Below are 19,667 nucleotides of genomic sequence, written 5' to 3' on the forward strand. Positions count from 1 at the left end.
GGTACGGCCCCTCGCCGCGACCGATCGTGCTCCGCGGAGCCCCGTTCGTCAACGATCGTTTTCAGCTGTTCACCGTTCGTTGAGCACCGTCGGCAGCGATCGCCGAGTCCGCGGTAAACGATCATTGATGCCGGTGCGGCCGGGCGGTACAGTGCCATGGGCACGCCAATATGATCGGTTTCGCACCCTGGAGCATCCCGGTGGATCCTGTCCCGCCTCTGCCCGTGACGCTCGAACGGCTCCGGGCGCTCGTCCTGGAGCGAGGCGCGGCCCATCCGGACCCGCTCGACCCCGAAGCGCTGGCCGCCGGGACAGCCCTGCCGGAAGCCACCGTCCGCACGCTGCTCGACGGCGGTGAACCGCCCGCCGACACCGTCAACGAGCGGGTGCGCACCCGTATCAAGGCCCTCGCGGACGCCCGTCTGCAGCGGACCGGCACCCGCATGTCGGACCTGGCCGGTGACATCTCGCGGCAGTTGGGGGTCTCCGCGTTCTGGGCGCGGCAGGTGTGCTCCGGCGAGAAGGTCCCCAGTGTGGAACTGCTGCACGGGCTGGTGGGGTTCTTCGGCGTCGAGGGCGGCGAGGCGTTCTTCACGGCCCCGGCGCCCGACGCGCTCAACCGCGCGCTGCTGCCCGTGCTCGCCGCACTGCGGCCCGCGCGCAGCCCGGCCGATCCGTCGGCCGACCCGCTGGCCGACCCACTGGCCGGAGTGCTGGCCGGGGCGCTGTCGCGGTACGGCGACGTACGCGGCGTCGCCCTCCGGCAGGCGCACGACCTGCCACCGGAGCGGTGGCACGTGCTCAACGCGACGCTGAAGGCGCTGCTGGAACTCGACGACGCCGAGGCGCAGCGGTGAGCGCGGGAGCGCGGGCCATGAGGCGGCTCAGCGCCCGCCTGCTGTCGGCCCTGGAACTGCCCGACAGCGAGGCCGGCGTCGTCCCGGCCATCGGCGCGGCCCTCGAACGGGTCCGGGGGCGTCCGGTCCGGCTGCACGCGGTGCCCTTCCCGCCCGGCATCGCCAGCGGGTTATGGATAGACCGCGCCACCCACGACGTGATCGCCTATGAGCGGCACACCGACCTGGAACACCAGCTGGTGATCATCGGGCACGAGATCTGGCACATGTTCGAGGAGCACGACGGCGCCCCCACCGCGCACGGTCCCGCCGCCTCGCGCGCCGCCGAGCAGCGGGTGCCGGACGCCGTGCGGGCCCTGGTGGCGGCGGTCTGCGCCGACGACCCGGCCGGGGAGCCGCCCGGGACCAGGACGGACCTCCGGCTGCACATCGCCCTCCGCGCCGAGCGCACCCAGAACACCCGGACCCCCCAGAGCACCCGGGCCACCGAGAACATCCAGGGCACCCCGCGCACCCGGGCCGCCGAGAACGCCGGGCACACCGCCGCGGGCCGGCACGAGGAAGAGGCCGAGTACTTCGGCTACCGGTTCGCCACCGGAGTGCGCGAGGCCCTGGCCCAGGCGCGCACCGCCGCGGACCCCGCGCACCTCGCCGGCCGCATCCAGGTCTCCATGGCGCACCGCATCCGCCGCTCCTGACCCGGCAGCGACCACGCCGCCCGCCGACACCTCCCAGGAGAGCCCCCGCCGTGCACCTCGCCGCGAGCCACGCACCAGGATCCGGGCCCGGACCCGGACCCGGACCCGGACCCGACAACACCGTCTTCTACGTCTGCGGTGTGTCACTGCTGCTCATCTGCCTGCTGAAGGTCCCCGCGCTGCTGCGCCGCCGCAGCGACCTGCTGCTGGGCGCCGTGGTCCTGCTGCTCTTCGACGGCGCGCTGGTCTTCTTCTTCGCGGCGCCCGACTCCCTGGCCGCGCTCAACCGCGCCACCGGTATCCCCAACTTCGCCGCCCCGGTCGCGTATTCGGCGATCGTCACCTTCGCCGGCGCGAGCCTGCTGCTGATCACGAACTGGCGGCCGGCGCCGCCGGAGCAGACACGGCGCGCCTCCCGGGTGTGCATCGCGGCCTATCTGCTCGTCGTCGCCGCCATCAACGTCCTGTTCTGGCTGGGACACGCCCCGGTGGAGCAGCTCACCCTCTTCGACGGCTACTACGCCCGCACTCCCTTCATCCGGGAGATGATCCTGACCTACCTCGTGGCACACGGCGTGGGCACCATGGCCACCAGCGTCCTGTGCTGGCGCTGGTCGACGGAGGTCCACGGCTCCCTGCGCGCGGGGCTGCGCCTGCTGGCCCCCGGCTATCTGCTCCACGTGGGCTACGACGTCGTCAAGCTGGTCGCGATCGCCGGACTGTGGACGGGGCACCGGTGGGACTTCCTCATCGACCGGGTGGCTCCGCAGACCGCGGCGCCGTCCGCGGCGCTCGTCGTCTGCGGCTTCCTGCTCCCGCTGGCCGGGCCGCGGCTGGCCCACACCACCGGCTCGCTGCGGCAGTTGCGCGACCTGTCCCCGCTGTGGCGCGAACTGCGCCAGGTGCCCACCCCCGGCGCGATCCGCACCTCCCTGCCCTGGTGGTCCTCGCCGGCCGTACGGCTCACCCGCCAGAAGACCCGCATCTACGACGCGCTGCTCGCCCTGGCCCCGTACTGCGACGCCGGCGTGCGCGAGCGCGCCCTGCGCGCCGCGCTCGGCCGCGGCGAGGACCGGGCCGCCGCGGACGCCACCGCGGACGCGGCGATGGTCGTCGTGGCGCGGACGCGGCAGCACAGCGCGGGAACGGGACCGGGGCCGGGACCGGACACGGCACCGGTCCCGGCCCCCTGGCGCCCGCATGACCTGGTTCCGCTGTCCCGGGCGCTGTCGTCGCCCGTCGTGGCGGGCCTTCGAGAGCACCCCGGCATCCCCGCAGAAAGCAGCCCCCATGACTGACCGCCTCAGAACATCCACCCGTGCCGTCGTCATCGGGGGCAGTCTCGCGGGCATGCTCGCCGCGGCCGCCGTCAAGGACGGCGTCGACACCGTCGAGGTCATCGAGGCCCACGCGCTGCCGAGCGGCCCGGAGCCGCGCGCCGGCGTCCCCCAGGCCGCTCACATCCATCCCCTGCTCTCGGGCGGCGCGGACGCGATCGAGGCCCTGCTGCCGGGCACGATCGGCCAGTTGGTGGCCTCCGGTGCGCACCGGGTGCCCATGACGACGAACATGGTCTACCTCTCTCCCGAGGGCTGGTACCGGCGCTGGCGCAGGCACACCCAGTACCTGGTGGCCGCCAGCCGCGACCTGACCGACTCCGTCGTCCGCGAGCGGGTCCTCAAGGACCCGCGGGTCACGGTCCGCCCGCACTGCCGGGCCACCGGCCTGCTCGGCGACGCCGGCCGGGTCACCGGAGTCCGCCTCCGCGACGCCGACGGCACGGAGACGGAGCTGAGCGCCGACCTCGTCGTCGACGCCTCGGGCCGCTCGACCCGCACCCCGCACTGGCTGGCCGAACTCGGCATCACCGGCCTGTCCGAGGACCGCATCGACTCCGGTCTGGCGTACGCCAGCAGGATCTACCGCGCCCCGTTCTCCACCAGCGGCTGGCCCGTGGTCAACATCGTGGCCGATCCCCGGCGGCCGGGCGGGGCGGGCAGCATCGTCCCCATCGAGGGGGACCGCTGGCACGTCAGCCTCTTCGGCCCTCCGGGCGCCCAACCCGGCAAGGAGCCGGCCGAGTTCGAGGCGTACGCGCGCGGTCTGCGCCACCCGCTCATCGCGGATCTCCTGGCCCGCGCCGAACCGCTCACCGACGTCACCGTCACCCACAGCACGGTCAACCGGCGCCACTACTACGAGCGCCTGGGCGCCTGGCCCGAGGGCCTGGTCGCGCTCGGCGACTCCGTGGCCGGTTTCAACCCCGTCTACGGCCACGGCATGTCGGCGGCGGCCCAGGGCGCCCTCGCACTGCACCGGCTCACGTCCGGCGGGCTCTCCGACGGCCTGTCCCGGCGGGCCCAGCGCGCCGTCGCCCGGCCGGTCGGCCTCGCGTGGTCCCTCGCCGTCGGGCAGGACATCCACCGTCCGGACGTGCGGGGCAGGCGGCCGAGCCCCGCGGACCGGCTGCTGCACCACTACGTGAGCCGGCTCTCCCGTACCGCGGTCGGCAGCTTCCGCGTCGCCACGGCCCTGACCGAGGTCCTCACCCTCCAGGCCGCGCCGCCCGTCCTGCTCCGCCCGGACATCCTCCTGGCGGCCGTGACAGGGCCCCTGCGTCCGCCGGTGGACGGCCCGGTGTTCACCGAGGGGGAACACCGGCTGCTGCGCGACGCGGGCATATCGCTCACCGCGCCCTGACCCCGAAGACGCCGGCGCCCGCGAGCAGTTCGCGTTCGGCCCGGGTGAACTGAGGCCCGCTCAGCGGCGTCCGCAGGGGCCCGGCCAGAGCCGCCAGCAGCACACTCGGCCTGACGAGCGACGCCGGCGGCGCCTGGAGGGCCAGGACGTCGGTCAGGGCCGTGGCCGCGCGGAAGGACCCTGTCGCCGTACGGGAGAGCCTGCTGACGTAGCGGTGCAGCAGCCGGTCGGCGGGGTTCGGCCGCCTGCCCCGGGTGGTGGGGAAGTGGATGTCCTGGCCGGTGCTCAGGGCCCACGCGCCGTCGACGGGGCGGGCGATCGCCCGCTGGACGCGGCGCGCCCACCCCGGCCCCGGCCCGGCCGCGGCCGCCTCGCGCAGCGCGACGGCGCCCTGGGCGGCCACCGTGATGCCCTGCGCGTACGCGGGATTGAAGCAGGCCACGGAGTCGCCGAGCGCGACCAGGCCCTCGGGCCAGGTGCCCAGGCGCTCGTAGTAGTGGCGGCGGTTGACCGTGCTGTGGGTGACGGTGACGTCGGTGAGCGGTTCGGCGCGGGCCAGGAGATCCGCGATCAGCGGGTGGCGCAGACCGCGCGCGAACGCCTCGAACTCGGCCGGGTCCCGGCCGGGCCGCGCACCGGGTGCGCCCATCAGGCTGACGTGCCAGCGCTCGTCCTCGATGGGCAGGATGCCTCCCGAGGTGGCCGGCCGGTCCGGGCGCGGGTCGGCCTGCACGGCGACGACGGGCCAGCCGCGGGTGGGCACCGGGGCGCGGTAGACACGGCTGGCGTAGGCCAGGCCGGAGTCGATCGTGGCCTCTTCGAGGCCGCGGACACCCAGCCGGGCGAGCCACTGGGGCATGCGGGTGCCGCGCCCGGAGGCGTCGACGACCAGATCGGCGCCGAGCGCGTACTCCGTGCCGTCCGCTCCGCGCACCCGCACTCCGGTGACCCTTCCGCGGTCGCCGAGCAGCCCCACGGCCCTGGTCCTGGCACGCACCCCGACCCGGGGGTCCGCGAGGACCCGCTCCCGGACGACGGAGTCGGTCAGGTCCCGGCCAGCGGTGATCACATGGTGCGTGGAGCGCTTCCAGCGCCGGTACCAGCCCTCGGGGGAGCAGACGACCATGTTGGTGGTCACCGGTATGCGGTGGGCGCCCGCGGCCAGCAGCAGGTCCGTGCAGCCGGGAAGGAGCGCGTCGAGCGCCTCGGCCCCACCGGTCTGCAGGAGGTGGATGTGGGCGGCCTGGGGAACACCCGCCCGCGGTCCGGGACCCACCGGTGCGTCCTGGGCCTCGATGATCTCGACCGCCTCGGCGCGGTCCTTGACGGCCGCAGCCGCGAGCAGGCCGGCGATGCTGCTTCCGATGACGACGACACGGGCGCGGCCCGGACGCCAGGTCTCCGTCATGACGCACTGCCTTCCGGGCCGCGCGGGCCTGTTGGAGGGGACGTTCGTGATCATGAGGTGCTCACGCCACGCTAGCGAGAGGCTTCGGCTCGCTTCAACGAGCGCTCGTCAGCCACCGGGCGGCGGGCCGGAGGCGGCCCCGGCGACGCGCACCGCGCCCGCCGGACCTGAGACCTTCCTCACAGCGCGGCCGCAACCCCGGCCCCGCCCACGGAACTTCCCAGGCAATGCGAAAGCCCCGCAGGTCCGAGACCTGTGGGGCTTTCAGCTGTGCGCGAGGGGGGAGTTGAACCCCCACGCCCTTTCGGGCACTGGAACCTGAATCCAGCGCGTCTGCCTATTCCGCCACCCGCGCATTGGGTGTGTCCTCCGGCTCCGCTCCCTTGCGGGCCCGGCGCCTTCCGACATGCAGAACATTAGCACGCCGCGCCGGGTGGTTTCACATCCCTTTCCCGGGGGCAGACGGGGCTGCCGGGCCGGGGGACCACCAGGTCAGAGACCTCGGGCCGACGGCCCTGCCCCGGACCCCGCCCGCCCGACGGCCGACCACCGCCCCTCCCGCACCGCCACTGCCCCCGCGTGGCCACGACCCGGACGAGCCCAGCCCCACGGCACCCTCGCCGCACCGCCGTGTCGCCGCCCCGGGCAGCCGGTAGCGCCCGCCCGTCCATCCGCCCGCCCGTCCGTCCGTATCGACCAGTGCTTGTTCGCGTATCAACCTCGTACCGGTCCGGCCCGTCTCCCAAGGAGCCGGGGCCGAGCGGCGCCGGGTGCGGGACACTGGTCCGTGGCCGCCTCTACGATCCTGGGCAGGAGTACGGAGCAGAAGTACGGAGGGGTACTCCCCCGAAGGACCCGAAGGAGTACTCAGCGGTACGAGCCGACCACCAGGTGTCGACGACCCGTCGACGGGCCCGACAGGGGGAACCAGCCGATTTACCGGCGCGTGGATACGATCAGTAAGCAGTACCAGGTAAGCAGGACGCATCAGCACGACGGCAAGACCCGCAACATCCGCAACACCGGCAGGACCAGAAGCGACGGCCACGACGGAGGAGGTGCCCCATGGGAGTCCTGAAGAAGTTCGAGCAGCGCCTCGAAGGTCTGGTCAACGGCACTTTCGCCAAGGTCTTCAAGTCCGAGGTCCAGCCCGTGGAGATCGCGGGCGCGCTGCAGCGCGAGTGCGACAACAACGCGACCATCTGGAACCGCGACCGCACGGTCGTACCCAATGACTTCATCGTGGAGCTGAGCGCGCCCGACTACGAGCGGCTCAGCCCCTACTCCGGACAGCTCGGCGACGAGCTGGCCGGCATGGTGCGCGACTACGCCAAGCAGCAGCGCTACACCTTCATGGGCCCGATCAAGGTCCACCTGGAGAAGGCGGACGACCTGGACACCGGTCTGTACCGGGTGCGCAGCCGTACGCTCGCCTCCTCCAGCAGCCAGCAGGGCCAGGCGCCCCAGGCGGCCCCGCCGCAGGGACCCCCGCCGGGTCCCGCCGCGGCACCCGGCCGCCCCGGCGCGCCGGGCGGCTACGGCTACCCGCCGGCCGCACCGCCCGCCGCGGCGCCCCCCATGCCCGCGGCACCGCCGCCCGGCGGCCACGGCTACCCGCCCGCCGCCGCCCAGCGGCCCCCGCAGGCCCCGGCGGCCGGCGGCCGCACCCGCTACTGGATCGAGATCAACGGCACCCGCCATCAGATCTCCCGCCCGACGCTGGTGCTGGGCCGCAGCACCGACGCCGACGTGCGGATCGACGACCCCGGCGTCTCCCGCCGGCACTGTGAGATCCGGACCGGAACGCCCTCGACGATCGCGGATCTCGGCTCCACCAACGGCATCGTGGTGGACGGGCAGCACACCACCCGCGCTACGCTCCGCGACGGCTCGCGGATCGTCGTGGGCAGCACCACCGTTATCTATAGGCAAGCCGAAGGGTGAACCGGGGGCAATGTCAGAGCTGACCCTCACGGTCATGCGGCTGGGTTTCCTGGCCGTACTGTGGCTGTTCGTGATCGTGGCCGTGCAGGTCATCCGCAGCGACCTGTTCGGTACGCGCGTCACCCAGCGGGGGTCCCGCCGGGAGGCCGCACGGCCCCAGCAGACCGGCCGGCAGGCCGCGCGCCAGCAGGCCGCACCGCCGCAGCAGCGCGGCCAGCAGGGCGGCGGTCGGCGCCGCAACGCCCCCGCCAAACTCGTGGTGACCGAAGGCACCCTCACGGGCACCACGGTCGCGCTCCAGGGACAGACGATCACCCTGGGCCGCGCGCACGACTCCACGATCGTGCTGGACGACGACTACGCCTCCAGCCGTCATGCCAGGATCTACCCGGACCAGAACGGCCAGTGGATCGTCGAGGACCTCGGCTCCACCAACGGCACGTACCTGGACCGGTCCCGGCTGACGACCCCCACACCGATCCCGCTGGGCGCGCCGATCCGCATCGGCAAGACCGTCATCGAGCTGCGGAAGTAGTGCTACGTCATGAATGAGCGCGAGCGGAGCGAGCACGCGGCGGCGGCCGGCCCCCAGGGCCGCGGCGCGCTCCCGACCGGAGGGTGGGCAGTGTGGCTCGACACGATCGGCTGTACCCGGAGCCGTCGGGCGAGGTGCGCATGAGTCTGTCACTGCGCTTCGCCGCCGGATCGCACAAGGGCATGATCCGCGAGGGCAACGAGGACTCCGGTTACGCCGGTCCCCGGCTGCTGGCCATCGCCGACGGCATGGGCGGCCAGGCCGCCGGCGAGGTCGCCTCCTCCGAGGTGATCTCCACCATCGTGCCCCTCGACGACGACATCCCGGGCTCCGACGTCCTCACCTCGCTCGGCACGGCCGTGCGGCGCGCCAACGACCAGCTGCGCGCCATGGTCGAGGAGGACCCCCAGCTGGAGGGCATGGGCACCACGCTCACCGCCCTGCTGTGGACCGGTCAGCGCCTCGGCCTGGTGCACGTCGGCGACTCGCGCGCGTATCTGCTGCGCGACGGCGTGCTCACCCAGATCACCCAGGACCACACCTGGGTGCAGCGCCTCGTCGACGAGGGACGCATCACCGAGGAGGAGGCCAGCACCCACCCGCAGCGCGCCCTCCTGATGCGCGCCCTCGGCAGCGGCGAACACGTCGAACCCGACCTGTCCATCCGCGAGGTGCGGGCCGGCGACCGGTATCTGATCTGCTCCGACGGCCTGTCCGGCGTGGTCTCCCACCAGACGATGGAGGAGACCCTCGCCAGCTACCAGGGCCCGCAGGAGACCGTGCAGGAGCTGATCCAGTTCGCGCTGCGCGGCGGCGGCCCCGACAACATCACCGTCATCGTCGCCGACGTCCTCGACCTGGACACCGGCGACACCCTCGCGGGACAGCTCTCCGACACCCCGGTGGTCGTCGGCGCGGTCGCCGAGAACCAGCACCACCTGCACGACAACGGCATCATGCAGACCCCGGCGGGACGCGCCTCCGGCCTCGGCCGCCAGGTGCCCGGCCAGGGCGGCGGGGGCGGCGAGTTCGGCCCGCCCGGCTCCGGCGACACCACCGGCTTCATCTCCACCGACGGCCTGGACTACGACGAGGACGACTTCGTCAAGCCGCGCCGGGGCCGCAGGTGGCTGAAGGTCTCCCTGTACACCGTGCTCGCGCTCGCCGTCATCGGCGGCGGTCTGTACGGCGGCTACCGCTGGACGCAGACGCAGTACTACGTCGGCACCAACGACGACCACGTGGCGCTCTACCGGGGCATCAGCCAGGACCTGGCCTGGGTGAAGCTGTCCGAGGTGGAGAAGGACCATCCCGAGATCGCGCTCAAGGACCTGCCGCCGTACCAGCAGAAGCAGGTCACCGCGACCATCGCCGAGGGCGGCCTCCAGGAGGCGCAGAAGAAGGTCGACGAGCTGTCGGTGCAGGCCTCCGCGTGCCGCAAGGAGTCCGAGCGCCGCGCCGCCGAGGCCAAGAACGGCGACAAGGCCGACCAGGGCAGGAGCAGCGGGAAGAGCGGCGACGGCAAGAAGGGCGGCACCTCGGGAACCACCCCGGCCGCCTTCACGTCCAGGACGGCGTCGACGCCGAACCCCTCGACGTCCGGCACCCCGTCGTCCCCCTCGTCCCAGGCTCCGTCCACGTCCACGACCGCGACCGCGTCCACGTCCAGCCCCGGCCCCACTCTCTCGGAGGAAGAGCAGAAGGTCGTCTCGCTGTGCGGTAAGCAGTAGGCAAGCCGTGAGAGGCCCTGTCACACGATGAGCAGTACTACCAACTCACCGACGCACCACACGTCCACGATCGGCGCCATCGGAGCGCCCAGCCGCCGCAACACCGAACTGGCGCTGCTGGTCTTCGCGGTCGCCATCCCGGTGTTCGCCTACGCCAACGTGGGCCTGGCCATCAACAACGAGATCCCGGCCGGCCTGCTGAGCTACGGACTGGGCCTCGGCCTGATGGCGGGCGTCGCCCACCTCGTCGTCCGCAAGTTCGCGCCCTACGCCGACCCGCTGCTGCTCCCGCTGGCCACACTGCTCAACGGGCTCGGCCTGGTCATCATCTGGCGGCTGGACCAATCGAAACTGCTCCAGTACATCAAGGCGGCCGGCGACAAGGCGCCCACCCAGCTGCTGTACACCGCGATGGGCATCGCGCTCTTCGCGGTCGTGCTGATCTTTCTCAAGGACCACCGCGTCCTTCAGCGCTACACGTACATCTCCATGGTCGGCGCGCTGGTCCTGCTGCTGCTGCCGCTGGTCCCCGGCCTCGCGCTGCCCGTCTACGGCGCCAAGATCTGGATCCACGTCGGCGGCTTCTCCATCCAGCCCGGCGAGTTCGCCAAGATCGTGCTGGCCTTCTTCTTCGCCGGCTACCTTATGGTGAAGCGGGACGCGCTCGCCCTGGCCAGCCGCCGCTTCATGGGCCTGTACCTGCCGCGCGGCCGCGACCTCGGCCCCATCCTGGTGGTCTGGGTCATCTCGATCCTCATCCTGGTCTTCGAGACGGACCTCGGCACCTCGCTGCTGTTCTTCGGCATGTTCGTCGTCATGCTGTACGTCGCCACCGAGCGCACCAGCTGGATCGTCTTCGGTCTGCTGATGTCGGGGGCCGGCGCGTTCGGCGTGGCCAGCTTCGAGCCGCACGTGCACCAGCGCGTGCAGGCGTGGCTGGACCCGATGAACGAGTACCGGCTCAGCCGCTCCGGCGCTCCCGGCTTTCACTCCGAGCAGCTCCAGCAGGCCCTGTGGGCGTTCGGCTCCGGCGGCACCCTCGGCTCCGGCCTCGGCCAGGGCCACTCCGACCTCATCCGGTTCGCCGCCAACTCCGACTTCGTCCTCGCCACCTTCGGCGAGGAGCTGGGTCTGGCCGGCGTCATGGCGATCCTGCTGCTCTACGGCCTGATCGTGGAACGCGGCATCCGCACCGCGCTCGCCGCCCGCGACCCGTTCGGCAAGCTGCTCGCCGTCGGCCTGTCCGGTGCCTTCGCGCTCCAGGTCTTCGTGGTGGCCGGCGGTGTGATGGGCCTGATCCCGCTGACCGGTATGACGATGCCCTTCCTCGCGTACGGCGGCTCCTCCGTCATCGCGAACTGGGCCCTGATCGGCATCCTGATCAGGATCAGCGACACCGCCCGCCGCCCGGCGCCCGCGCCCGCCTCCAACTCGGACGCCGAGATGACCCAGGTGGTCCGCCCCGGCGGCGCCGGGCCCGTGGAGTGACCTCGCCCGCCACGGCTTCCGGAACCGGCACCCGCCCCGTTCCGGAAGCCGTCCGCGGTTTTCCGGAACCCGCCGTGCCGCGGCCGCGTCTATGGACCAGTGGTAGCGGACGGCCCCGTCCGGGAGGCACAGGCACTGCCTCTAAACTGGGGCCGGCCATGGATGAGCGCCAGCACCGACGGCACCGAGAGACTGAAGCGGCAGGCGCACCTGTCAGCTTGTGGAAAGGCCGGATGTGAACAAGCCCCTGCGCCGGATCGCGATCTTCTGCGGACTGCTGGTCCTCACGCTGCTCATCCGCGACAACTGGCTCCAGTACGCCAAGGCCGACAGCCTGAAGAACGACGACAACAACCGTCGCGTCACCATCGCCCGCTACGCGCACCCGCGCGGTGACATCATCGTCGGCGGCTCGCCGATCACCGGGTCGGTGGAGACCAAGACCAGCGCGATCGACGACCTGAAGTACAAGCGGACGTACAAGGACGGCCCCATGTGGGCGCCCGTCACCGGTTTCGCCTCGCAGGCCTTCGACGCCAACCTGCTGGAGAAGGTCGAGGACGGGATCCTCACCGGCAACGACGACCGGCTCTTCTTCCGCAACACCCTGGACATGCTCACCGGCAAGCCCAAGCAGGGCGGCAACGTCGTCACCACGCTGAACGCGGCCGCGCAGAAGGCGGCGTACGACGGGCTCAAGGGCCGCGGCAAGGGCGCCGTCGTCGCGCTCGAACCGTCCACCGGCAAGATCCTCGCGCTGGCCTCCTTCCCGTCCTACGATCCCGGCTCCTTCGCCGGCGCCTCCAACGCGGACGCGGCGGCCCGTAACAAGCTCCTGAAGGAGAACAACCCCGACGACCCGACGCTGAACCGGGCGCTGCGCGAGACCTACCCGCCGGGCTCCACCTTCAAGGTGGTCACCGCCGCCGCCGCGCTGGAGAACGGGCTGTACACCTCGGCCGACCAGAACACCAACTCGCCGGACCCGTGGATCATGCCGCACACCACCACCCCGCTGCCCAACGAGGGCCCGATCCCCTGCAAGAACGCCAATATGCGCGAGGCGCTGCGCTGGTCCTGCAACACCGTGTTCGGCAAGATCGGCGCCGACCTGGGCAACAAGAAGATGCTGGACGAGGCGAAGAAGTTCGGCTTCACCAGCGAGCAGTTCACCCCGGTGCGCTCCAACGCCTCGGTGTTCTCCGACAACATGGAGCCCTCGCAGGTCGCGCAGTCCTCGATCGGCCAGTTCAACACCGCCGCCACCCCGCTCCAGATGGCCATGGTCGTCTCCGCGGTCGCCAACGACGGCAAGCTGATGAAGCCGTACATGGTGGACAAGCTCCAGTCGCCGAACCTGGACACGCTGGAGCAGACCCAGCCCGAGGAGCTGAGCCGGCCGCTGACCTCCAAGAACGCCCAGATCCTCCAGGACATGATGGAGACGGTCGTCGAGAAGGGCACCGGCAAGAACGCGCAGATCGGCGGCGGCGTCACCGTCGGCGGCAAGACCGGTACCGCCCAGCACGGCGTGGACAACAAGGGCAAGCCGTACGCCTGGTTCATCTCCTACGCCAAGACGAGCGACGGCAGCGCGCCGGTGGCCGTCGCCGTGGTCGTCGAGGACGAGCAGGCCAGCCGCGAGGACATCTCCGGCGGCGGCCTCGCGGCGCCCATCGCGAAGAGCGTCATGCAGGCGGTCATCAACTCCAAGCGGTGATCTCCGTCACGGGTCCTTCACAACGGTGCATGGTGCGGTACCGGTCCTGTATCGGGTGACGGGCTTGGCCGGATCCCACAGAACCAGCCGGGTACGGTAGGCCCGGACAACACCAATCGAAAGGGCTGGTAGGTAGCTGTCAGCCGCTCCCCGGCCGAAGAGGCCGGGGTCCGCCCGCCCCTAGTGGGCGAGTCCCTGGTTGACCAGCCCGAGTCATCGGTGAACGGAGGTGTTCGATGACTACGTTTCATACAGGTGAGCAGACCCACCCTGCCGTACTTCCTCAGCGGCAGGCTCTGGAACCCACGGCTGCAGACAACCCCGGGAGCTGGGACGAAACGGGCCGTGAGCGCATCACCCGCCAGGGTGATGCAGCCGGTATGGAACATGGGCGAGGGGAGACCGTACGCACGTCACCTCCCGGCGTACGGCGACACCCCGACGCTGCCGCGTCCGCGGTAGTGAAGGGAGGAGAGGCTGTTCGTGAGAGCAGCATTCCGCAGGCAGGAGCGAGTCAACCGAGGGCAGGGGCACAAATGGTCGCCGTCCTCGACAGGAACGGGTGTCCGCTGATGCCCTGCCATCCCGCTCGAGCCCGCAGACTCATGGCCGGTGGCCGGGCGGTCGTAGTGAAAACCGCACCGTTCGTCATCCGTCTGAAAGACCGCGTTGCGGAGAGCTCCGAGGTATCCGGCGTTGCGGTACGCATCGACCCCGGTTCGAAGGGTACGGGCATCGCCGTCACCGCCGATGTCGAGTGCTCCGACCGGGTCAGCGGTGAGGTCACGACAAGTCGCCGGGGGCTGCACGCAACGGAACTCCAGCACCGTGGCGCACAGATCCACAAGAGCATGCGACAGCGGGCGGATCACCGCCGCAGGCGACGCGGCGCGAATCTACGCTTCCGGGCGCCCCGATTTCTCAACCGGTCACGTCCCAAGGGATGGCTTGCCCCGTCCCTGCAGCACCGGGTGGACACGACCCTGAGTACCGTCGCTCGGCTCACAAGATGGTTCCCGGTCACTGAACTCCATGTCGAGCGTGCTGCTTTCGACACCGCGGCGTTGGGCCTTGATCTCGAGAGCCTGGGGCTGCCTCTGTCCGCGTGGTCCGGCGGGCGGACCAAGTACAACCGGTCGATGCAGGGCCTCGCGAAGTCGCACACACTCGATGCCCTCGCGGTCGGCGAGGCCGGCCCCAGCACCCGGGTTGTCCGATACCCCGGCACAGTACTGGTCACCTCAGCGTGTGGGCGCGGCTCCTACGCACGCACGCGCTCGGACAAGCACGGCTTCCCCAGGCTCTACCTGCCACGTCAGAAGCAGCACCACGGTTTTGCGACTGGCGATCTCGTCCGGGCCCACATCCCGCGCGGCAAGTACCGAGGTACACACACCGGTCGCGTTGCTGTGCGTGCTTCCGGCACCCACCGCATCTCCATCCCTGGCGGGTACGCCGACACCAGCCACAGCAACCTGCGCCTTCTTCAACGAGGCGACGGATACGCCTACACCATGAGGAAGGAGGACGCGCGGCCTTAGAAGGGTTCCGTGGGTGTTCTACGTCTGAGCACGGAACACGGAGCCATCGGCCTCCAGCCTGACGGCGAGAGGCAACCGCGCAAGGATTCTGATGGAAGAGCCACGTCGCCTCGGCGGCCGGTACGAGCTGGGCCATGTGCTCGGCCGTGGTGGCATGGCGGAGGTGTACCTCGCGCATGACACCCGCCTGGGCCGCACCGTGGCGGTGAAGACGCTGCGCGCCGACCTGGCGCGCGACCCTTCCTTCCAGGCCCGGTTCCGCCGGGAGGCCCAGTCGGCCGCCTCGCTCAACCACCCCGCGATCGTCGCGGTCTACGACACGGGCGAGGACTACATCGACGGGGTCTCGATCCCGTACATCGTCATGGAGTACGTCGACGGCTCCACCCTCCGTGAGCTGCTGCACAGCGGGCGCAAGCTGCTGCCCGAGCGGGCCATGGAGATGACCATCGGCATCCTCCAGGGCCTGGAGTACGCCCACCGCAGCGGCATCGTGCACCGCGACATCAAGCCGGCCAACGTCATGCTGACCCGCAACGGCCAGGTCAAGGTGATGGACTTCGGCATCGCCCGCGCCATGGGCGACTCCGGTATGACCATGACGCAGACGGCCGCGGTCATCGGCACCGCCCAGTACCTCTCCCCGGAGCAGGCCAAGGGCGAGCAGGTCGACGCCCGCTCCGACCTGTACTCGACGGGCTGCCTGCTGTACGAGCTGCTGACCGTCCGGCCGCCGTTCGTCGGCGACTCCCCGGTGGCGGTGGCCTACCAGCATGTCCGCGAGGACCCCCAGCCGCCGAGCGTCTTCGATCCCGAGATCACGCCCGAGATGGACGCGATCGTGCTGCGTGCGCTGGTCAAGGACCCCGACTACCGCTACCAGTCGGCCGACGAGATGCGCGCCGACATCGAGGCGTGCCTCGACGGCCAGCCGGTCGCGGCCACCGCCGCGATGGGCGCGGTGGGCTACGGCGGCTACCCGGACGACCAGCCGACGACCGCGCTGCGCTCCGACGCCGGGGCCCCCGCCACCACGATGCTGCCGCCCATGAACCCGGACGACGGCGGCTACGGCTACGACGACCGGCCCGACCGGCGCAGCCGGCCGCCGAAGAAGTCCAACACCTCGACGATCCTCCTGATCGTCGCCGCCGTGCTGGTCCTGATCGGCGCCATCCTGATCGGCAAGTACGTCTTCACCGGCCACGGGGCGACCAGTGACTCGATCCCCGCGCCGAACTTCGTGGGCCAGACCAAGACCGAGGCGCAGACCTCGGCGGACAACGTCAACCTGAAGCTGGCGTTCACCGACAAGGAGTGCGACGACCAGCCCAAGGGCCATGTCTGCTCGCAGGACCCCGCGCCCAAGAGCGACGTCAAGAAGGGCGACACGGTCAACCTGGTCATGTCGACCGGGGCGCCGAAGGTCACGGTCCCGGACGTCACCGGCCTCACCTTCGACAAGGCCTCCGCGCAGCTGACCGACAAGGACCTCAAGGTCGAGAAGCGGGAGCAGGAGTCCGCCGACCGCCCCGAGGGCGTCGTCATCTCGCAGGACCCGGGCGGCGACAAGGAGGTCGAGAAGGGCGCGACGATCACCCTGACGGTCGCCAAGCCCGTCGCGAAGGCCACCGTCCCCCAGGTCAACGGCCAGAGCTGCGACGCCGCCAAGCAGCAGATGCAGGCCAACGGCCTCCAGGGCGACTGCGTCGAGGTCGACAACAGCGACCCCGACCAGGCCGGCAAGGTCATCAACACCGTCCCGGGCGCCGGCCAGCAGGTCGACAAGGACTCGAAGGTGACGATCCAGATCGGCAAGCAGGTCGAGCAGCCGCAGCAGACCCAGGTGCCCTCTGTCCGGGGCAAGAAGGTCTCGGAGGCCAAGCAGCTCCTGAACGCGGCCGGCTTCACCAACATCCAGTTCGCGGGCAGCGGCGGCGACGACAACGCGTTCGTCATCAACCAGGACCCGCAGCCGGGCCAGCAGACCGACAACCCGGGCGGCACGCAGATCACGCTGACCACCGTCGGCGGTCCGGGCGGCGGGAACGGCGGCAACGGCGGGAACGGCGGCGACCACGGCGGCTTCTTCCCCTGATCGACCGGCCCGTCCCGTGAACGGAGCCCCGGCCCTCGTCCATGAGGGCCGGGGCTCCGTTGTGCCGCCTCGGCAAGCCGGGGAGGGGGAGGGGGAGAGAGACCGCGGGAGGGGGGAGAGACCGGGCTCAGTCCAGTTCCTTCGGCGGTGTGCGCTTGCCGTCGACCGGGTCCACGCGGACCAGCTCGCCCCAGACCACGTACCGGTAGCGGGAGGTGTACACGGGCGTGCAGGTGGTCAGCGTGATGTAGTGGCCCGGCTTCTTCACCCCGGACTTCTCCGGGACCCGGTCCAGGACGCCGACGTCGAACTTCGAGGTCTCCGGGAGGATGTCGAAGACCTTGTAGACGTACCACTTGTCCCGGGTCTCGAAGACGATCGGGTCGCCCTCGCGCATCTTGTCGATGTTGTGGAACTTCGCGCCGTGCCCGTCCCGGTGCGCGGCGAGGGTGAAGTTGCCCTTCTTGCCGGTCACCGGCAGGGTCGCGGCGACGGGGTCCGTGTAGTAGCCGGCCACGCCGTCGTTGAGGATGTCGGTCGAGGTGCCCTTCTTCACCAGCACCTCGCCGTTGTGCATGGCCGGGACGTGCAGGAAGCCGATGCCGTCCTTGGTGTCCAGGGCGCCGGGGCCGGGCGCGGAATGCGCCCACTGGTCGCGGACCTTGTGGCCCTGCCGGTCGGCCTTGCGGTCCGCTATGACGTTCGTCCACCACAGGGAGTAGACGACGAACAGGCCGAGCACCAGGCCGGCCGTGATGAGGAGTTCACCGAACACGCTGACGGCGAGCGCCACCCGGCCGCCGCGCCGGCGGCGCCGGCGCGGTGCCGGGCCGTCCTCTGTGTGCTCTGCCGTGTCGTCCGCGGTCGCTGCCACTGTTCCCTCTGCCCTTTAGCTGACGAGCGCATCCGGCTTCCCCTTGCTGCGCGGCCGTTCCTCGACCATCCTGCCCCAGACGATCAAGCGGTACTTGCTGGTGAACTCCGGGGTGCAGGTGGTCAGCGTGATGTACCGGCCGGGCTTGGTGAAGCCCGAGCCCTTGGGCACCGGGTCCAGGACGGCGGTATTGCCGGGGGAGGTCACCGGGAGCGTCGACGTCATCTTGTAGACGTAGTACGCGTCCTGCGTCTCCACCACGATCGGGTCGCCCGGCTTGAGCCTGTTGATGTACCGGAAGGGCTCGCCGTGGGTGTTGCGGTGGGCCGCGAGTCCGAAGTTGCCCGTCTTCGCGTCCGGCATCGCCGTGTCGAAGTCGCCCTTGCCGTAGTGCCCGACCATGCCCTTGTCCAGCACCTGCGCCTTGCTGGTGCCCTCGGCGACCGGCACCACCACGTCGAGCGCCGGGATGTGCAGGAGGGCGAAGCCCTGCCCCGGCTCGAAGGTGCCCGGGTTGCGCCTGCCGCTCGCCCAGTCGTCCTGGAGGTGGTGGGCCTCGCTGCCCGCCTGCGCGTGCGCGCGGATGTTCGTCCACCACAGCTGGTAGGTGACGAACAGCAGCATCACCACACCCGTGGTGATGAACAGTTCGCCGACGATCCGGCTGACGACGACACCGGGGGACGGCCGCCGCGCCCGCGCCCGCCTGCGGGCCTCCACCCGGGTCAGCGGCGCGGACGGCCCGCCGTCCTCCGGGGACGGTCCGGCCGCGGGGCCGGTGCCCCGTCGGCGGCTGTGGCGGCTGTGACGGCTCCTGGCGGCCTTTCTGCGGGCCGCGCGCCCCTCGTGGGGCTCCTGGTCCGCCGGGGAGCCGGAAGAGGCCGTGGCGCCCGCTGAGCGCCCCCGCGCCCCGGGTGCCGTCCCCGTCCCCGGACCGGCCGCCGCGGCGGGATCGGCGACCCGCAGCGCCATCGTCTCGTCGTCGGCCGGCGCCGGGCCGGGCCCCGGTCCGGCGCGGAAGCCGGGCGCCGCCGAGGCGTGCGAGCCGTACGGCGCCTCCGTGTACGGGTCCCCGGAGGCGTACGCCTCCGTGCCGTACCGGTCGGCGCCGGACTCGCGCTCGGGGCGCAGCGCGGTCACGCCGTGGCCCTGCCCACCACCGGGGCGAGCCCCGCCGACCTCGCCACGGCACCCGTGTCGCCGCACTCCGCCAGCCAGTTGGCCAGCATCCGGTGCCCGTGCTCGGTCAGCACCGACTCGGGGTGGAACTGCACGCCCTCCACCGGCAGTTCCCGGTGGCGCAGGCCCATGATGATGCCGTCGTGCGTGCGGGCGGTGACCTCCAGCTCGGCCGGGACGGTGGCGGGCTCGGCGGCCAGCGAGTGGTAGCGGGTCGCGGTGAAGGGGGAGGGCAGCCCGGCGAAGACGCCCTTGCCGGTGTGCTCGACCGGCGAGGTCTTGCCGTGCAGCAGCTCGGGCGCCCGGTCCACCACACCGCCGTACGCCACCTGCATCGACTGCATGCCCAGGCAGACGCCGAAGACGGGGACGCCGGTGGCGGCGCAGTGCCGGACCATGTCCACGCACACCCCGGCCTGCTCGGGCGTGCCCGGCCCCGGCGAGAGCAGCACGCCGCCGAAACCGTCCTGGGCGTGCGCCGTCGACACCTCGTCGTTGCGCAGCACCTCGCACTCGGCGCCGAGCTGGTAGAGGTACTGGACCAGGTTGAAGACGAAGCTGTCGTAGTTGTCGACGACGAGAATCCGCGCGCTCACTGGTTGTCCACCGTCACATCGTTGAAGGGAAGCAGCGGCTCCGCCCAGGGGAAGACGTACTGGAACAGGACGTAGACCACGGCCAGGACCAGCACGAGTGAGATCAGGGCCTTCAGCCACGCGTTGCCCGGCAGATGCCGCCAGATCCAGCCGTACATGCCGTCCCTTCCGTCTCCCCACGGCACCCGATGCACGCCGTACCGCACCAGACTAACGGCGCGATGCCCTCGGTTTCCGGCCTTCCGGGAGCAGTTCCCCCTTCCTGGTCCGGCTCCCGGTCCGGCTCCCGGTCCGGCTCC

General features: G+C 71.4%; 16 protein-coding genes and 1 tRNA gene. 11 read left to right on the forward strand and 6 right to left on the reverse strand.

All coding sequences use genetic code 11. The features are described 5' to 3' along the window. The first annotated feature begins 224 nt into the window (after positions 1 to 224). From R4Z62_RS16140 to R4Z62_RS16155, 4 genes are read left to right on the forward strand one after another with little or no spacing between them, the layout of a single operon-like run. Entirely contained in the window at positions 225 to 857 is a 633-nt protein-coding gene (locus R4Z62_RS16140; protein ID WP_079158991.1) for a hypothetical protein, read from the forward strand. 17 nt (positions 858 to 874) lie between these two features. Beyond that, positions 875 to 1,555 (forward strand): hypothetical protein, encoded by a 681-nt coding sequence (locus R4Z62_RS16145; RefSeq protein ID WP_064534139.1) that lies wholly within the window; start codon positions 875 to 877, stop codon positions 1,553 to 1,555. A 50-nt stretch (positions 1,556 to 1,605) separates the two neighbouring features. Then, positions 1,606 to 2,853, forward strand: coding sequence for an MAB_1171c family putative transporter (locus R4Z62_RS16150; RefSeq protein WP_385490604.1), 1,248 nt, complete (start codon positions 1,606 to 1,608; stop codon positions 2,851 to 2,853). After that, positions 2,846 to 4,255, forward strand: a complete 1,410-nt coding sequence (locus R4Z62_RS16155; RefSeq protein WP_385490601.1) for an NAD(P)/FAD-dependent oxidoreductase — start codon at positions 2,846 to 2,848, stop codon at positions 4,253 to 4,255. Before R4Z62_RS16150 ends, R4Z62_RS16155 begins: the two co-directional genes overlap by 8 nt. Here R4Z62_RS16155 and R4Z62_RS16160 read toward each other — a convergent pair. Next, positions 4,242 to 5,663, reverse strand: coding sequence for an FAD-dependent oxidoreductase (locus R4Z62_RS16160; RefSeq protein ID WP_385490598.1), 1,422 nt, complete (start codon positions 5,661 to 5,663; stop codon positions 4,242 to 4,244). The two genes, R4Z62_RS16155 and R4Z62_RS16160, sit on opposite strands and share 14 nt — an antisense overlap. 271 nt (positions 5,664 to 5,934) lie before the next feature. Then, positions 5,935 to 6,018 (reverse strand) — tRNA-Leu (locus tag R4Z62_RS16165). A 710-nt stretch (positions 6,019 to 6,728) separates the two neighbouring features. Here R4Z62_RS16165 and R4Z62_RS16170 point away from each other — a divergent pair. The 7 genes from R4Z62_RS16170 to pknB all read left to right on the forward strand — a co-directional run bounded on the left by R4Z62_RS16170 (position 6,729) and on the right by pknB (position 16,719). Continuing rightward, entirely contained in the window at positions 6,729 to 7,607 is an 879-nt protein-coding gene (locus R4Z62_RS16170; protein WP_064534131.1) for an FHA domain-containing protein, read from the forward strand. Between the two features lie 10 nt (positions 7,608 to 7,617). Beyond that, complete coding sequence (locus tag R4Z62_RS16175) at positions 7,618 to 8,142, forward strand: FHA domain-containing protein FhaB/FipA (RefSeq protein ID WP_018569163.1); 525 nt, start codon at positions 7,618 to 7,620, stop codon at positions 8,140 to 8,142. Positions 8,143 to 8,282: 140 nt separating this feature from the next. Continuing rightward, the gene (locus tag R4Z62_RS16180) at positions 8,283 to 9,872 is read left to right on the forward strand and encodes a Stp1/IreP family PP2C-type Ser/Thr phosphatase (RefSeq protein WP_355476601.1); all 1,590 of its coding nucleotides are present in this window, start codon (positions 8,283 to 8,285) and stop codon (positions 9,870 to 9,872) included. A gap of 27 nt (positions 9,873 to 9,899) precedes the next feature. Next, a complete protein-coding gene (locus R4Z62_RS16185) occupies positions 9,900 to 11,360 on the forward strand; it encodes an FtsW/RodA/SpoVE family cell cycle protein (protein WP_064534127.1) in 1,461 nt (486 codons plus the stop codon). Between the two features lie 235 nt (positions 11,361 to 11,595). Beyond that, positions 11,596 to 13,080, forward strand: coding sequence for a penicillin-binding transpeptidase domain-containing protein (locus R4Z62_RS16190; RefSeq protein WP_382845626.1), 1,485 nt, complete (start codon positions 11,596 to 11,598; stop codon positions 13,078 to 13,080). Positions 13,081 to 13,616: 536 nt separating this feature from the next. Further along, positions 13,617 to 14,621 (forward strand): RNA-guided endonuclease IscB, encoded by a 1,005-nt coding sequence (gene iscB / locus R4Z62_RS16195; protein WP_382845628.1) that lies wholly within the window; start codon positions 13,617 to 13,619, stop codon positions 14,619 to 14,621. 91 nt (positions 14,622 to 14,712) lie between these two features. Next, positions 14,713 to 16,719: a Stk1 family PASTA domain-containing Ser/Thr kinase gene (pknB, locus tag R4Z62_RS16200; RefSeq protein WP_491520137.1), complete on the forward strand. Its 2,007-nt coding sequence runs from the start codon at positions 14,713 to 14,715 to the stop codon at positions 16,717 to 16,719. 127 nt (positions 16,720 to 16,846) lie between these two features. Here the strand turns inward: pknB and R4Z62_RS16205 are convergent, their stop codons facing one another. Genes R4Z62_RS16205 through R4Z62_RS16220 form a run of 4 tightly spaced genes read right to left on the reverse strand, consistent with a single transcriptional unit; the run spans position 16,847 to position 19,526 of the window. Further along, the gene (locus tag R4Z62_RS16205; protein WP_491520138.1) at positions 16,847 to 17,593 is read right to left on the reverse strand and encodes a class E sortase; all 747 of its coding nucleotides are present in this window, start codon (positions 17,591 to 17,593) and stop codon (positions 16,847 to 16,849) included. A gap of 15 nt (positions 17,594 to 17,608) precedes the next feature. Continuing rightward, complete coding sequence (locus tag R4Z62_RS16210) at positions 17,609 to 18,733, reverse strand: class E sortase (RefSeq protein ID WP_385490586.1); 1,125 nt, start codon at positions 18,731 to 18,733, stop codon at positions 17,609 to 17,611. Then, positions 18,730 to 19,368, reverse strand: a complete 639-nt coding sequence (locus R4Z62_RS16215; protein ID WP_385490583.1) for an aminodeoxychorismate/anthranilate synthase component II — start codon at positions 19,366 to 19,368, stop codon at positions 18,730 to 18,732. Before R4Z62_RS16215 ends, R4Z62_RS16210 begins: the two co-directional genes overlap by 4 nt. Further along, positions 19,365 to 19,526: a hypothetical protein gene (locus R4Z62_RS16220; protein ID WP_018569171.1), complete on the reverse strand. Its 162-nt coding sequence runs from the start codon at positions 19,524 to 19,526 to the stop codon at positions 19,365 to 19,367. The genes R4Z62_RS16215 and R4Z62_RS16220 overlap by 4 nt, the downstream gene beginning before the upstream one ends. Positions 19,527 to 19,667 lie beyond the last annotated feature (141 nt).

The organism is Streptomyces sp. PL-25, assembly GCF_058344915.1.

Coding starts and splice junctions, on each gene's coding strand:
- R4Z62_RS16145 (WP_064534139.1), top strand. CDS start 875: ATGAGGCGGCTCAGCGCCCGCCTGCTGTCGGCCCTGGAACTGCCCGAC.
- R4Z62_RS16155 (WP_385490601.1), top strand. CDS start 2,846: ATGACTGACCGCCTCAGAACATCCACCCGTGCCGTCGTCATCGGGGGC.
- R4Z62_RS16160 (WP_385490598.1), bottom strand. CDS start 5,663: ATGACGGAGACCTGGCGTCCGGGCCGCGCCCGTGTCGTCGTCATCGGA.
- R4Z62_RS16170 (WP_064534131.1), top strand. CDS start 6,729: ATGGGAGTCCTGAAGAAGTTCGAGCAGCGCCTCGAAGGTCTGGTCAAC.
- R4Z62_RS16175 (WP_018569163.1), top strand. CDS start 7,618: ATGTCAGAGCTGACCCTCACGGTCATGCGGCTGGGTTTCCTGGCCGTA.
- R4Z62_RS16180 (WP_355476601.1), top strand. CDS start 8,283: ATGAGTCTGTCACTGCGCTTCGCCGCCGGATCGCACAAGGGCATGATC.
- R4Z62_RS16185 (WP_064534127.1), top strand. CDS start 9,900: ATGAGCAGTACTACCAACTCACCGACGCACCACACGTCCACGATCGGC.
- iscB (WP_382845628.1), top strand. CDS start 13,617: ATGGTCGCCGTCCTCGACAGGAACGGGTGTCCGCTGATGCCCTGCCAT.
- pknB (WP_491520137.1), top strand. CDS start 14,713: ATGGAAGAGCCACGTCGCCTCGGCGGCCGGTACGAGCTGGGCCATGTG.
- R4Z62_RS16220 (WP_018569171.1), bottom strand. CDS start 19,526: ATGTACGGCTGGATCTGGCGGCATCTGCCGGGCAACGCGTGGCTGAAG.